Origin of the sequence: Acetobacterium sp. KB-1 (assembly GCF_003260995.1) — a bacterium.
Classification (GTDB): Bacteria; Bacillota; Clostridia; order Eubacteriales; family Eubacteriaceae; genus Acetobacterium; species Acetobacterium carbinolicum.
Genome location: NZ_CP030040.1, coordinates 47,745 through 60,578, shown reverse-complemented (window position 1 = coordinate 60,578; position 12,834 = coordinate 47,745). Strand labels below are relative to the sequence as shown.

Sequence of the window (12,834 nt, the reverse complement as noted above, 5' to 3'; positions counted from 1 at the left end):
TTTTCCAAACCGATTCGTAGTGTCAGAATTTTAATCAACCCAAATTCTACCTGTTAATTTTATTGACGAAATTACCATTAGCGTCTATGATAAAAGAAACGACTAAGCATATTATTATTTGATTATAGAAGGAGTATATTATGGATATTTATTTAGATAACGCTGCAACCACTTTTCCTAAACCGCTGGCAGTTCCCGAAGCAATTTACGATTATATTGTCAATAATGGTGGAACTTCCGGTCGCGGATCTTATGAAAAAGCCATTATCGCCGATGGTCTAGTCTATCAGACCAGAAAAAAACTGGCAAAACTCTTTAACCATAATGATCCTAAGACCGTGGTCTTCACGTCTTCCGTTACTGAATCTTTAAATCTGGCACTTCAAGGCATCTTAAAACCCGGTGATCATGTGGTGACCAGTTCACTGGAACATAATGCCGTCTGGCGATGCCTAAAAACCCTGGAACGGGATTTGGGGATTTATATTTCAATGGTCCCGGCTACAGAGCAGGGTGAAACAGATATCAGCGATGTGGAAGCAGCCATCACTCCCGATACAAAAGTTATCGTCTTCACCCATGCCTCCAATGTGCTGGGGACGATCCAACCAATTGGTGAAATCGGTGCCTTAGCCCGAAAACATAACATCCTTTTACTAGTCGATGCTGCCCAAACTGCCGGGGTTATTCCGATTGATGTCCAGGCACAAAACATTGATCTTTTGGCCTTTACTGGACATAAAAGCCTTTTAGGACCGATGGGGACCGGCGGATTGGTCGTTAATTGCAATGCTAAAATCGATCCCCTCATCTCTGGCGGCACCGGCGGCGACTCAGCCTACGAATACCAGCCAGACTATTACCCCAACCATCTGGAAGCCGGTACCATGAACGTCAGCGGAATTATCGGTCTGGGTGCTGCCCTGGCATTTCTCGAAGCAGAAGGCCTGGAAACAATCCGACATAAAGAAGATACCCTAATGGACTACGCACTAAACGTTTTAAGTGAGATCCCTGGGCTTGAGATTTACGGTCCCCGGGATTCTTCCAAAACTGTTGGTGTTATTCCGTTTAATATTACAGGTCACGTTCCTGAAGAAATTGCTTTTTATCTGGATCAGGAATGTCATGTGATGATTCGTTCCGGCTTACATTGTGCACCCAGTGCCCATCGTCTGATTGGCACCGTTAGCCGGGGAACCTGCCGCATCGGCATCGGCTATTTTAATGAAACAGCGGATATCGATACCCTGGTCAATGGCTTAAAATCTTATTTAAAGGAGAACAACTAATGTACCTCTCAACCATCAGTCTTATTTACATCAAACCGTGTACCACCGGTGGTGGTCGGATTAAATTTCGTGCTAAACTCAGTAACCCGGTTCCTGAAGTGATGCCTTATCTTAATACTGTCATAAAAACCGGACTTTATCTTCCATCAGCGCAAACCTTCACCTACAAGATTGACAGTCATATTATCAATATCCATGAACGAAATCTCACCTGTACACAGTTAACCAATGAAGCAGAGTGTTATGAGATGATCGATCAACTCTATAATCTGATTAATGAGACCTGGGAAAACCGAGATAACATCGTCCCTAATGAAGAGACCCGAGAGCGACCCAGTGCCATCCAGCTCTACAAATTGTTACCCAAGAAAGTTGGCTGCAAGGTCTGCGGTCAGGGTTCCTGTATGGCCTTTGCCTCCAAACTGATTTTAGGCACCACTCGGCTAAACCAATGTACCCTCATGAAAGAAGAAGCATATGCTCCCAATTATTTAAGCCTGGAAGCCCATCTCCAACTGCTTGGTTATGAAACCGACTGAGTCTAGTTTATGAAAAAATAATCGTTAGTAATAAAAAAGCCAGATCATTTTCAGTGAAAATCTGGCTTTTTTATTACTAGATACGTTGGATTAAAGAATTTTGCCAATTGAACTGGCAATTGCGCAGTGCGCCGGCAATTAATAATCGCCCCTACATTAAAGAGTTAATTCTACTTATATCGTTATTAAATTTTTCGCAAATTTATTGTTTTGCTATAATCTCATCAAAAATCTGACAGGTTTTATCGGCTGTTTGCTTCACAAATTCCATCTGTAAATCGGTGAGATGACGTGTTGACAAAGGCTTTTCAAGGGCTTTTTCAGCGCCAATAATTTCAGCTACATCGACACTGCCAGCTACTTTATTGCTATATTTTTCGATAGCCCGTTTGGCACAGCATTTTGAACAGCCATCCACAGCAATGGTAGGATATTTTTCAGCAAATTCCCGTTCGCCGCCATCACCGGCAATAAACAAAGGTAAACATAGGGTGGATACCTTCCCCGGTCTTCGTTCTTCCATCATTTTTCTAACCGCCAGACGAGAAATCGTTCCACCCAGGCACTCTTCGCCACTACATGAAATAACGCCAATTTTGTTTCCTAGCATCTTAGTTCACCTCTCCCTTTATCGCTTTGATCTCTTCGACCATAATCTCAGCCAGTTCTTCGGCGTATTTCCAGCCATCATCCGTGAGATAGGTTCCGGTGCCATGTTCTTCACCACGGTGGGCTTTCATAAAATCTGGGACCTTATGGCTTTTTGCAACAATCCCACCGGTTTCTTCGATACTCTTCTTGGCGCAATACTTGGCGCAGCCATCCATGGTGATGCAGGTTTCGCCTTTAATCTTCCCCACTACTTCGTCATCTCCAGTGACCACATGAGCCAGACAGAGGGTTTCTGTGTCGTTTGGACATTTCTCCCCGGTGACCATCAGCACTGATTCCCGGGCCAATAGGCCAAATACTTTTCCAATCCCGCTACAGGGTACTACTTTTATTTTAGACATCAATTTCTGCTACCTTTCTCTTTAATAACTCAAAATAGGCCAGGCAATCATGGAGAAGATCCCGATCTTCTTCGAAATCACTAAGACGAACCTCCACCAGCCAGCCTTTTTCATAAGGGCTTTCATTAACCTGCTCGGGGGCATCATTTAAACCGGTATTAACAGCAACCACAGTACCAGACACCGGTGAAATAATTTCAAATACCGCTTTGCTGGATTCGATGCTACCTAAATCGTCAAACTGTTCAAATTGATCGCCGATTTCCGGCGGGTCAACATAGAGAATATCAGAGAGATTCTGTTGCACATAATCACTAACACCGACCCTGGCCATATTCCCTGATACTGATACCCAACAGTCATTTTCATTGAAAAAATAATTTGCTTTTGGCACCTTAAAAATAAACTTTCCATGAGAAAAAGAATCATATTCCACTAAGTCCGGTTTAATGAATTCCGATTCGAGCTGTTCTGCAGTGAAACTGTTTGCTTTTTCCAGCACCGCCTGAACCACTGCCAGAGTGTCCGCATCTTCGCGGATTTCAACTCCCAGCTTGATATCCAGAGTCTTGGCAACCTCGCTGACATTGATTTTTTCTTTGATGGCAAGTTGTAACTCTCCGGCAAGTTTGCTGGTACAGCGGGTATTGCAACCATCGATCACCGTTAAGCTGCCAGCTTCCAAAACTTTCTCGTAGCGACTTTTATTCTGATTTAGTAAAACCGGACAGATAAGCTCCACTTCTTCTGATTGAGCCATCTCCAGGGCAACACGTCGGGACAGATCCCCAGCACATTTATCCAAACCATTACAAGGCAATACACAAATCGATTTACTCATCGGTTGCCGCCTCTTTTTCTGCCTTACGAATGGCTTTAATCTTCTTAGTCGTTTCCGGTTTGTCGGGAAATGTAATCGCATCCGGACCACAGGTTTTACTGCAGGCGCGACAAAATACAACACAGTTATTAGGGTTTTTAACCTTTAGTTTGGGCTTGGCATTTTCATCGACTTCAAAGACCTGATGAGGGCAAAATTCCACACAATCCATACAATCGTTACATTTTGTAAAATCAATTCGGGGAGACCAATCAATCCGATCCCGTTCGACACCCATAAAAGTTGATTCGCTCATGACTATACCTCGTATCCCATTTCTTCCAATTTATTCTCAACCACTTCAAACGCTTTTTCATTGGTCATATCGCGGATGTCGAGCATCACGGCATCTTCTTCAATACTTAGTCCCGCTTCTTTAAAGGCATCCTTAAACATCTTCTTTTGCATATTGGGCGCACAGGCACCAATAATTACTTTTCGATGGGACTTTAAAAAATCGGCTAAGAAACGATCGCCGTCTTCCTCACATAGTTGCGGATGAATAAAAGCGTATTCAACCGGTAACTCAACCCGCACCTGATTGATAAAATCCCAAATGTCCATGGCCTGAAATCCAGGACATTTTCCGGTACAGACACACATAATAAAACCTGGTAATTCTTGACTCATATCTTCTACCTCGTTTATAATATAATTATTTCCTTATGGTTAGCTACATTATACGCCTCACCTTTATTGGTGTCAAGCGTAAAAGATAAAGATTGCTTTTTAATAAGCAATTGCTTATAATGTTATTGAATCAACAGTTTTTGTTTGCGTTCAGTAACATTACCAAATAGAAAAGAGGCCACTTATGAATGCTGACGATGTTTCTGTAAAAATCTTCAAAGCGCTGGGCCATCCCATTCGTTTACAAATCGTAAAATCACTCCTGGTCGAATCACGTTGTGTGTGTGATCTCAACCTTTCTTTTGATTTTAGCCAGGCTAATCTGTCCCAGCATTTAAAAATTCTACGCGAAGCGGGAATATTGGAAAGTAAAAAAATCGGTGTTGAAATGCATTATCGAGTAAAACTAAAAGGCATCGCAAAACTATTAAGTACCATGGATCAAACCGTGGAAGAGTATTTTGAAACACTGGTTTTTAATAGAACTTAAGAAAGAGGTAACTATTATGAAACTTAAAATTTATCCCTGTCCCGGACATTGCAATGTCAGTATGATGACAAAAACCGTTGCCCAGTATTTTGGAATCATTGATGAGGAAAACATTACCATCCTCCCCCATGTCAGCATGAACATTCTTGCGGAGGTTGAAGCGGCCGGTGACAGTGAAAAGTATATTTCGCTCAATGGCTGTCCGTCAACCTGTGCCTCGATGGCTTACGAAGACATGGGCTATGAACGCTATGATGAAATTGTTATGACTCCGGATTATGATATCAAACACAACGAAAAATATACCAATCTGGATGATATTGAAAAAGAAATCGCACACGTCCAGAAAGCCCTTGATAAAATTCTAGAAGTTACTCAGTAATTGCAAGTCTCGAAGTTTTGCATGATCCGAAATTTTTTAATTAAACCAAAATTTAACACAACTTATCTCGTTCATATTTTTTGATTATGATATGCTTATAGCCAAATCTTTGTTATAAGGAGTCAAAAACATGATAAAAGTACTATTTGTCTGTGTCCATAATTCTGCCAGAAGCCAGATGGCCGAAGCTTTTTTAAACGATTTGGGGAAAGACTATTTCATTGCTGAAAGTGCCGGTCTGGAGCCGGGCACCATCAACCCCCTGATTGTCAAGGTCATGGCTGAAGTTGGATATGATCTCAGTCAAAACGATACCAATTCGGTATTCGATTATTATAAAGAGGGTCGTTTATATTCCTATATTATTAAGGTTTGTGATTTGGAAAATGGCCAGCGTTGTCCGGTTTTTCCACTGGCCAGGAATGTGCTTGACTGGAACTTTGAAGATCCGGCTGCTTTTACCGGTACCGAAGAGGAAAAACTTGAAAAGGCTCGACATCTGCGCTATAAAATCCGCGAAAATGTCACTGATCTGATTAATACCTACAAAGATTCCATTTAGATTTTTATAAAACAGGAGAAAATAATGAGCAAACCCAAAGTCGCCTTTATCTGTGTCCATAATTCCTGCCGGAGCCAGATGGCCGAAGCCTTGGGCAAAATATTTGCCAGCGATGTCTTTGAAAGCTATTCAGCCGGCACCGAAACCAAACCGCAAATCAATCAGGATGCCGTCCGTTTAATCAAAGAACGTTACCATATTGATATGGAAGCTACTCAGCAATCGAAGTTACTGACCGATCTTCCTCCCATAGACATAGTCATCAAAATGGGGTGCAACGTCATCTGCCCCTATCTACCCAGCCGTTATGTTGAAGACTGGGGACTGGAAGACCCATCTGGAAAAAGTGATGAAGAATTTATGGCAATCATTGACCAGATTGAGACCAATATAAAAAAACTAGCCGATAACATCCAAAATAACATCCTTCTTCTTACTTCTTAAAAGACAAAAGCCGGGAAATTTTTAAATTTCCCGGCTTTTGTCTTTGTTTTTAATTATTTGATGTCTTTATATAATTGGTATTAGCTTCTTATTTTTGTTCGATGTCGTAGCGGATTCGTTTTTCCGCCACGATCCCGATGTTATTTTCCAGATAGGTTTTGGTCTCCTCCAATCGTTTAACTTCATCTCTATAGTCTCTATTTTTTTATTGACATCGATGCTTTCCTTTCGTATTTATCTAAACTTTATTGCGTTATATCGCTAAACTCTTTAGCTTTTTCTGAAGGTAGAATAACGATGATGATTGGTATCAATCAGTTCTAGTCCGGTTTTTTCGGCAATTACTTCAAGTGTTTTAACCGTATAAAAGGATCGATGGGACTGGTCCCGGACATAATGCCAGGTTCTAAAAGCGTTATTATCATTATGATGAAAAAGCGTCATGATTGATAAAATGCCCTCGTCTTTGAGCAAACTTTTAAATAAGCTGAAATACGCCAGCGGATCATCCAGATGTTCCACCACTTCGGTTGATGTCACCAGATCATATTTTTTTCCAACATAAACCTTTTGAGGTGAATAAAAGTGATCATAAATATCCATGATCAGACCATAATCCCGTTCCAGTAGCGTGGCTAACACCGGTGAGGGACCACTACCAAAATCCAAACCATAACCCGGCTTGGGGTAATGGTTAAAGACCGCCGCGTCAAGAAATTTTTTAAAATAGGCAACATAGCGGGGATCTTCAATGGAATTTTCATGGGTTTCATATATTCCAAGTTCTTCTTGATGACTAAGTTTCAGGTTTTCGTCTTTTGCGACAAACTCACAGGCTTCGCAATAATAATAAGCCGCCCCAAGGGTTTCGATAACAATTTCCCGGGTTTGGCTACCACAGATTTTACAGTGATGGTTCAAAATAACTCCGTTCTATTTACACATAACTAAAAATGACTCCTCCGTACTGGAAAATCATTTTTATCGTATCCTAATCTAAATTGCTATTATAACAATTCTTTACTATAAATACCAGTTTTTATCTTTTTTTTAATAGTCATCGCTTAATATTTATGCTATTTTTAAAATTTACATATCGTTATATTAAAGGAACATATGCACCTAAATCAAAGTAAACGCAAATTAATTATAATTACTAGCAACTTAAAAAGATCAGTTTGCCCATAATCGAGCTACTGATCTTTTTTTATTAGGAATGTAAATATTTCTTGAGTTCTTTAACTGAAGGGATCTTGCCTGCAAATTTCACCTCTTCATCTACCACCAACGCTGGTGTTGACATAATCCCGTAGGCCATAATTTCCTCCATACTTTCCACTTTTTCAATCGATGCTTCAATCTCCAACTCTTTTAGTGCTGCTCTCGTGTTAGCTTCCAATTTTTTACAATTTTTACAACCTGGTCCCAATACTTTAATAATCATATCATTTCTCCTTTAATCTATTTTATACTATTCCCGATTAGCAGGAATTAATAGCATCGAAGAGGACGAATGTCTGGCCACCTGATGGCTGACACTCCCTAAAAATACTTCATTTAAGAAGCCCCGCCCTTGCGAACCCATAACTACCATAGAAATATTATTTTCCTGAACTGCTTTGATAATCTCTCCCGCGGGCAAACCGATTGGCAGTTGCACATCAACTTCCACATCTCCAATTGACTGTAGTTCTACTTTCATCGCCTGAAGTCTGGTGTTGTCCAAACGGATAAAATCCGAAAGGCTTTCTTTAAGATAGGGTTCTACCACTGCTTTGTCGATGACATGCATCAACGTAACCTTTTTTACTCCATCTGTTACCATTTTTTTGACAACCTCAAATGTTTTTTGGGCGTTTTCAGAGAAATCAGTGGGAAACAGAATATGCTCAATCAGATTACAGGATTTCATCAATTTCAAACGTGCCTCCGGTTCATTAACAATTCGGATCAAAAGCACCGGTTTTTGGGCATGAAGAATCACTTCGTGGGCTGTACCACCAAAGAAAACCTCCCCGACCATCGAGTGTTCCGGAGCTCCCACGACCATCATGGAATAATCTTCTTGTACGGCAATGCGATTGATTTCGTTTTTTATATGACCCGTCACAACACGGGTGTTAACCAGATACCCCATTTTTTCCAGCAATACTTTCTGTTCATTGAGATTTGCTTCAGCAACAGCCGTATAAAACGACGAAATTCTTGAATCCAGGTCATAGGGACTCAGACATTGTAACAATAGAGATTCTTTTACCCCTAACTCTTTCACGCTTTCCAGACAATGAAGCATATTAAAAGCAGCTGGTGACATCTCAGACGCAATAACAATTCGACTAAACATGACAATACTTCCTTTCTAAATCGACAAAACATTACTCTTAAATTACCCGATCTATCATGATTATAACGATACGTCCATAAACAACCGTTTTTTAGTCATCAAAATGTTCCGCATTTTCATAGATCACCTTAATTTCATCTCCTTTCATCAATGCAGATAAAATAAATGCAATAATAATAATTCCGGGAATATCAATCAGTAATCGGGTGATTGCAAATTTTGCGCCCATCGATGTCATTTCAAACAAGAACATCGGTATTTTTGTTGTTGACCAGGCTCCGATAAAAATCATAACATTACTGAACTTCACCCCTTTTTTCATAAAAACAGCGGCAATCGGAAATGCCCCATATAGCGGTCCAGCCGCTGCCGAACCGATAAAAAAGGCTAGGATAATTCCTTTTAAACCAGAGCCTTCGCCCATATATTTAATCATCGTTTCCCGGGGAACCCAAATATCCAGAAGCCCCAGCAATACAAAAACCGGCGGAATCACCAAGACCATCTCTTTTAAAGAATAACCAGTAACGCCAAATGCTTTTATCCCCAGGTCGTTATTAAAAAGCGTAATGACCAACATAATCCCTAATACAACCAGAAATGCGCGATAGCGTTTTACTATTTTTTTCATAGATTCATCACCACTCCAATCACCAATGCCACCACAAAAGAAAATAAAAATGCCAGAACATTTCGATAGATCGTTAATTTCTTGCCGAAATATTTTATTTCAACCGGTATAGTCACGATCCCTACCATCATGAGTGCTGAAATAAAGGCACCAATTTGCATATAACCAGCCCCACCGTCTAAAAGCAATGCTGTCATTGGAAAGGCTACAAATCCGGGAATCAAGGTAATCGATCCAATAACAGCCGCCAGAATCACCCCAAACCAACCAGATTTATCACCAATAATACTTGAAATCATTTCCGGATTCATAATGGCCAGCAATAAACCGACCAGTAAGATCACCACTAGAAATTCCGGCAAAATATTTTCAAACGCTTTCCAGGCTTTTTTTAATGCCATTTTTGTTTTTTTCTTATCTTTATAAAACGAGACGAGCAACAGCACACCCGTAACAACATAAAGTGCAATATTCACAATTTCTCACAACCTTTACAAAATTAATTTATTTAAACAACCGTTTATCACAACATTTGTCAACTTCCGCCTGTAATGTCACATGATAAATACCTTCTTTTTCTTTAAGTAAATGCTCAATTTTATCAGTAATGAGACAAACCTCAGATAACAGCATATCTTCCATTTCGACATGCGCTTCAAAGTAAACCGTTTTTTCATCAGACATCCAAGTATGAACATGATGAATATTTTTAACCTTTTCCATTTTTTCAATTTCTGTTTTGATAGCCTCGTAATTCAGAGGCGCCGATGACTGCATCAGAATATTGACCGTTTTTTTGATGATCTGCCAGGTTTCCCGAATAATATAGATCGAAATCAGGGCTGTGATCAGCGGATCAATCCAAATGATGCCCCATAACTGAATCGCAACACCCCCAATCAATACACCAATCGATGAAACCGTATCACTGATTAAGTGCAAATAACTGGATTTGATATTTAAATTATTGTGTGAATCTTTTTCCAATAAAAAAACGGAAATAAAATTGGCGATCAGTCCCACAAAGGCAACAATCATCATCATCAACCCATTAATAGTCTCTGGTGACTGCCACCGTTTGATGGCTTCAATAATCAATAAAGCCGATAAAGCCAATAATACGGTTGCATTCACCAAGGCTGCCAATATTTCAGCGCGTTTATATCCATAAGTTCGCTTTTCATCCCGGGATTTTTGAGCAAGTCGATTGGCAAAATATGACATTGCAATGGCAATCGTGTCACTTAAGTTGTGTAGTGCATCAGATAGCAATGCTAAACTGCCCGAAAGAATACCGCCGATTATTTCAGTCATCGTAATAATCGCATTTAATACCGTCACCCAAAATATTTTTTTGCCGGACAGATTGGAATGATCATGGGTGTGCCGATGTTTTTCGTAATCATGGTTTTGGGTATGATTATCTTCCACGGTACTTCACTTCTCTTTCACTATTTTTATCTTTACTAAAATGTTTGTTTAAGTTCTTTACAAAAACAGATAACCAAAGGCGTTGAAACTAAAGCCGATTATCAAAATCCCAACCGTAACAATTCCTGCAAAAATCACCAGCAATTTTGTTTTGACCACCTTCTTAAGCATGATCATTGATGGTAAAGACAGTGCCGTTACTGCCATCATAAATGCTAATACGGTACCAAGACCTGCACCTTTAGAAACTAGTGCTTCAGCAATGGGAAGGGTCCCAAATATATCCGCATACATGGGAATGCCAACTAACGTTGCAATTAGCACCGAATACCACTTATCTTGGCCAAGAACTGCTGAGATAATTTCTTCCGGTATCCAATTATGAATAACAGCACCAATTCCAACCCCAATCAAGATATATAACCACACCTTGCCGGCGATCTCCAGAACCTGATCTTTTGCAAAACCGATGCGATCTTTAATTGTCAATGTTTCCTGATCTGTTTCAATCATCTTATTACTGTAAACAAAGGGTTCGACATAGTCTTCAAGCTTTGCTTTGCCAATGATGGTCCCGCCTAACACCGCCAGTATCAAACCAACAATGACATAAGCAATGGCAATTTGCCAGTTAAAAATGCTGGCCAGTAGAATAACCGAAGCCAGATCCACCAGGGGCGATGAAATCAGAAATGAAAAGGTCACACCAATAGGTAATCCCGCACTGGTAAAACCGATGAAAAGTGGGATCGATGAACAGGAACAAAAAGGCGTGATGGTCCCCAGCAATGCCCCTAATATATTGGCTGGAATGCCTTTAAAATTGCCCAGTATTTTGCGGGTTCGTTCCGGTGGGAAAAAACTTTGAATATAAGAAATCAGAAAAATCAGAACAGATAGGAGGATGAATATTTTAATAACATCATAAATAAAAAACTGTAAGCTCCCCCCTAGTTGACTCTGGGTATCCAGTCCAAATACATTTTCCACCAATTGAGCGACTAAATAATTAAGCCACTCCATTTTCAACAATTGATTATTCAACCATTCAAATACAAACATGAGATCATCTCCTAACTTATTTAATAATTTTTTACTGTTTATTCAACCGATGATTACAACATTGGTCGAGCCATTTTAGATTACCATCATTTCTGTTTTGATCAGTGACAAGCTGCGGATAATCCTCAAGATTGTCCAGAATATCGTTCAAGATATGTGTTAAAATCATATTGTCATTTCTTAACTGATAAAAAATATATTTCTCTTTTCGTTGTGAAGTAACGAGACTTAATTCTTTTAATTTTGCCAGGTTTTTGGAAACATTTGGTTGAGAAACATCTAAAATATAACTAAGTTCACAAACACACAACTCACTTTGGGTAAGCAAAAGAATAATGCGAAGCCTTGTCTCATCTGACAGAACTTTAAAAATATTAATGAGTGATTTCATTGCAGATTCCTTTCATATTTTTGGATAAGTCTGTTTCTATAATCACATGCTTATATAAGCATGTGATTATATTACACCTGTTATCAACTCTTGTCAAGCTACATATCAAAATTAGCCAACTAAAAATATATCACGACATAAAAAAGCAGCTGTATCATAAAGTACCCTGATACAGCTGCCACTAAACAGTATTTTTCACATCACTTGCTGCGATTATTTTTTAGTTCACCAACATATTTCGTTCACGCTATTCGATCATATTTTCATTAAAATCACACCGATAAAAAGACTTTGTCTTACTGATCGACTTTGATCACACCTAACTTATTCATGACCTCAACCAGTTTATCCGTATCAACCGGCTTGGCCGCATAAGCTTCACAGCCCAAATCAAAGGCGGTATTCACAAATTCGGTATCGGCCAGCGCGGTAATGATAATGATTTTGACCTTTTCTTCAGGCAGAATTCCACGTTGCACTTCAAAATCGCGGATGGCTTTAAGCACCTTCACCCCATCTACCTTTGGCATCATAATATCCAAACAGATGAGATCATAGGGGTCTTCTTCTTTAATCGCGATGAGATACGCATCCAAGGCTTCCATTCCATCTACCACAATAACGCATTCTCCATACTGAGCTAAAAACTTCCCTAAAAAGCGTCGACTTACCATGTCATCTTCTACAATTAATATTTTCATTTTATTCCTACCTTTCTTACATTGAATCTAATGTCTTTTGTC

The 12,834-nt window shown here is 39.7% G+C and carries 20 protein-coding genes; 6 read left to right on the top strand and 14 right to left on the bottom strand.

The window, feature by feature from the left end; translation table 11 throughout:
• Nucleotides 1-140 precede the first annotated feature (140 nt).
• Nucleotides 141-1,292, top strand: coding sequence for an aminotransferase class V-fold PLP-dependent enzyme (locus tag DOZ58_RS00300; RefSeq protein ID WP_111886461.1), 1,152 nt, complete (start codon nt 141-143; stop codon nt 1,290-1,292).
• A complete protein-coding gene (locus tag DOZ58_RS00295; protein ID WP_111886460.1) occupies nt 1,292-1,831 on the top strand; it encodes a (Fe-S)-binding protein in 540 nt (179 codons plus the stop codon). Before DOZ58_RS00300 ends, DOZ58_RS00295 begins: the two co-directional genes overlap by 1 nt.
• A 202-nt stretch (nt 1,832-2,033) precedes the next feature.
• On the opposite strand, the gene DOZ58_RS00290 is transcribed toward DOZ58_RS00295, so the two are convergent.
• The 5 genes from DOZ58_RS00290 to DOZ58_RS00270 are packed head-to-tail and all read right to left on the bottom strand — an operon-like array spanning nt 2,034 to nt 4,354.
• Nucleotides 2,034-2,441, bottom strand: a complete 408-nt coding sequence (locus tag DOZ58_RS00290; protein WP_111886459.1) for a putative zinc-binding protein — start codon at nt 2,439-2,441, stop codon at nt 2,034-2,036.
• Nucleotide 2,442: 1 nt separating this feature from the next.
• Entirely contained in the window at nt 2,443-2,844 is a 402-nt protein-coding gene (locus DOZ58_RS00285; protein WP_111886458.1) for a putative zinc-binding protein, read from the bottom strand.
• Nucleotides 2,837-3,685: a glycine cleavage system protein GcvH gene (gcvH, locus tag DOZ58_RS00280; protein WP_111886457.1), complete on the bottom strand. Its 849-nt coding sequence runs from the start codon at nt 3,683-3,685 to the stop codon at nt 2,837-2,839. The genes DOZ58_RS00285 and gcvH overlap by 8 nt, the downstream gene beginning before the upstream one ends.
• Nucleotides 3,678-3,980 carry a ferredoxin family protein gene (locus DOZ58_RS00275; RefSeq protein WP_111886456.1) on the bottom strand — a complete coding sequence of 101 codons (303 nt, stop codon included), beginning with the start codon at nt 3,978-3,980 and terminating at the stop codon, nt 3,678-3,680. The genes gcvH and DOZ58_RS00275 overlap by 8 nt, the downstream gene beginning before the upstream one ends.
• Before the next feature lie 2 nt (nt 3,981-3,982).
• Complete coding sequence (locus tag DOZ58_RS00270) at nt 3,983-4,354, bottom strand: hypothetical protein (protein WP_111886455.1); 372 nt, start codon at nt 4,352-4,354, stop codon at nt 3,983-3,985.
• 184 nt (nt 4,355-4,538) lie between these two features.
• Between DOZ58_RS00270 and DOZ58_RS00265 the strand changes: the two genes are divergently transcribed.
• The 4 genes from DOZ58_RS00265 to DOZ58_RS00250 all read left to right on the top strand — a co-directional run bounded on the left by DOZ58_RS00265 (nt 4,539) and on the right by DOZ58_RS00250 (nt 6,232).
• Complete coding sequence (locus DOZ58_RS00265) at nt 4,539-4,844, top strand: helix-turn-helix transcriptional regulator (RefSeq protein WP_111886454.1); 306 nt, start codon at nt 4,539-4,541, stop codon at nt 4,842-4,844.
• Nucleotides 4,845-4,860: 16 nt separating this feature from the next.
• Nucleotides 4,861-5,226, top strand: a complete 366-nt coding sequence (locus tag DOZ58_RS00260) for a putative zinc-binding protein (RefSeq protein WP_111886453.1) — start codon at nt 4,861-4,863, stop codon at nt 5,224-5,226.
• 130 nt (nt 5,227-5,356) lie between these two features.
• Nucleotides 5,357-5,788: an arsenate reductase ArsC gene (locus DOZ58_RS00255; RefSeq protein WP_111886452.1), complete on the top strand. Its 432-nt coding sequence runs from the start codon at nt 5,357-5,359 to the stop codon at nt 5,786-5,788.
• A 24-nt stretch (nt 5,789-5,812) separates the two neighbouring features.
• Complete coding sequence (locus DOZ58_RS00250; protein WP_111886451.1) at nt 5,813-6,232, top strand: arsenate reductase ArsC; 420 nt, start codon at nt 5,813-5,815, stop codon at nt 6,230-6,232.
• Nucleotides 6,233-6,502: 270 nt separating this feature from the next.
• On the opposite strand, the gene DOZ58_RS00245 is transcribed toward DOZ58_RS00250, so the two are convergent.
• The 9 genes from DOZ58_RS00245 to DOZ58_RS00205 form a co-directional block, all read right to left on the bottom strand.
• Nucleotides 6,503-7,153: a class I SAM-dependent methyltransferase gene (locus tag DOZ58_RS00245; RefSeq protein WP_204355442.1), complete on the bottom strand. Its 651-nt coding sequence runs from the start codon at nt 7,151-7,153 to the stop codon at nt 6,503-6,505.
• Between the two features lie 289 nt (nt 7,154-7,442).
• Nucleotides 7,443-7,676 carry a thioredoxin family protein gene (locus DOZ58_RS00240; protein ID WP_111886449.1) on the bottom strand — a complete coding sequence of 78 codons (234 nt, stop codon included), beginning with the start codon at nt 7,674-7,676 and terminating at the stop codon, nt 7,443-7,445.
• A 27-nt stretch (nt 7,677-7,703) separates the two neighbouring features.
• Nucleotides 7,704-8,576, bottom strand: coding sequence for a universal stress protein (locus tag DOZ58_RS00235; protein ID WP_111886448.1), 873 nt, complete (start codon nt 8,574-8,576; stop codon nt 7,704-7,706).
• Between the two features lie 91 nt (nt 8,577-8,667).
• Entirely contained in the window at nt 8,668-9,207 is a 540-nt protein-coding gene (locus DOZ58_RS00230; protein ID WP_111886447.1) for a permease, read from the bottom strand.
• Complete coding sequence (locus DOZ58_RS00225) at nt 9,204-9,686, bottom strand: permease (protein ID WP_242988731.1); 483 nt, start codon at nt 9,684-9,686, stop codon at nt 9,204-9,206. Before DOZ58_RS00225 ends, DOZ58_RS00230 begins: the two co-directional genes overlap by 4 nt.
• Nucleotides 9,687-9,711: 25 nt before the next feature.
• Nucleotides 9,712-10,638, bottom strand: a complete 927-nt coding sequence (locus tag DOZ58_RS00220) for a cation diffusion facilitator family transporter (RefSeq protein ID WP_242988551.1) — start codon at nt 10,636-10,638, stop codon at nt 9,712-9,714.
• Between the two features lie 57 nt (nt 10,639-10,695).
• Nucleotides 10,696-11,700: a permease gene (locus DOZ58_RS00215; RefSeq protein WP_111886446.1), complete on the bottom strand. Its 1,005-nt coding sequence runs from the start codon at nt 11,698-11,700 to the stop codon at nt 10,696-10,698.
• A 31-nt stretch (nt 11,701-11,731) separates the two neighbouring features.
• The gene (locus tag DOZ58_RS00210) at nt 11,732-12,091 is read right to left on the bottom strand and encodes a metalloregulator ArsR/SmtB family transcription factor (protein WP_111886445.1); all 360 of its coding nucleotides are present in this window, start codon (nt 12,089-12,091) and stop codon (nt 11,732-11,734) included.
• A gap of 296 nt (nt 12,092-12,387) precedes the next feature.
• Nucleotides 12,388-12,792, bottom strand: coding sequence for a response regulator (locus tag DOZ58_RS00205; RefSeq protein ID WP_111886444.1), 405 nt, complete (start codon nt 12,790-12,792; stop codon nt 12,388-12,390).
• Nucleotides 12,793-12,834: the final 42 nt, after the last annotated feature.

Excerpts from the sequence above, each read along its gene's own strand:
- DOZ58_RS00300 (WP_111886461.1), top strand. The coding sequence starts at position 141 with ATGGATATTTATTTAGATAACGCTGCAACCACTTTTCCTAAACCGCTG.
- DOZ58_RS00295 (WP_111886460.1), top strand. The coding sequence starts at position 1,292 with ATGTACCTCTCAACCATCAGTCTTATTTACATCAAACCGTGTACCACC.
- DOZ58_RS00290 (WP_111886459.1), bottom strand. The coding sequence starts at position 2,441 with ATGCTAGGAAACAAAATTGGCGTTATTTCATGTAGTGGCGAAGAGTGC.
- DOZ58_RS00285 (WP_111886458.1), bottom strand. The coding sequence starts at position 2,844 with ATGTCTAAAATAAAAGTAGTACCCTGTAGCGGGATTGGAAAAGTATTT.
- gcvH (WP_111886457.1), bottom strand. The coding sequence starts at position 3,685 with ATGAGTAAATCGATTTGTGTATTGCCTTGTAATGGTTTGGATAAATGT.
- DOZ58_RS00275 (WP_111886456.1), bottom strand. The coding sequence starts at position 3,980 with ATGAGCGAATCAACTTTTATGGGTGTCGAACGGGATCGGATTGATTGG.
- DOZ58_RS00270 (WP_111886455.1), bottom strand. The coding sequence starts at position 4,354 with ATGAGTCAAGAATTACCAGGTTTTATTATGTGTGTCTGTACCGGAAAA.
- DOZ58_RS00265 (WP_111886454.1), top strand. The coding sequence starts at position 4,539 with ATGAATGCTGACGATGTTTCTGTAAAAATCTTCAAAGCGCTGGGCCAT.
- DOZ58_RS00260 (WP_111886453.1), top strand. The coding sequence starts at position 4,861 with ATGAAACTTAAAATTTATCCCTGTCCCGGACATTGCAATGTCAGTATG.
- DOZ58_RS00255 (WP_111886452.1), top strand. The coding sequence starts at position 5,357 with ATGATAAAAGTACTATTTGTCTGTGTCCATAATTCTGCCAGAAGCCAG.
- DOZ58_RS00250 (WP_111886451.1), top strand. The coding sequence starts at position 5,813 with ATGAGCAAACCCAAAGTCGCCTTTATCTGTGTCCATAATTCCTGCCGG.
- DOZ58_RS00240 (WP_111886449.1), bottom strand. The coding sequence starts at position 7,676 with ATGATTATTAAAGTATTGGGACCAGGTTGTAAAAATTGTAAAAAATTG.
- DOZ58_RS00235 (WP_111886448.1), bottom strand. The coding sequence starts at position 8,576 with ATGTTTAGTCGAATTGTTATTGCGTCTGAGATGTCACCAGCTGCTTTT.
- DOZ58_RS00230 (WP_111886447.1), bottom strand. The coding sequence starts at position 9,207 with ATGAAAAAAATAGTAAAACGCTATCGCGCATTTCTGGTTGTATTAGGG.
- DOZ58_RS00215 (WP_111886446.1), bottom strand. The coding sequence starts at position 11,700 with ATGTTTGTATTTGAATGGTTGAATAATCAATTGTTGAAAATGGAGTGG.
- DOZ58_RS00210 (WP_111886445.1), bottom strand. The coding sequence starts at position 12,091 with ATGAAATCACTCATTAATATTTTTAAAGTTCTGTCAGATGAGACAAGG.
- DOZ58_RS00205 (WP_111886444.1), bottom strand. The coding sequence starts at position 12,792 with ATGAAAATATTAATTGTAGAAGATGACATGGTAAGTCGACGCTTTTTA.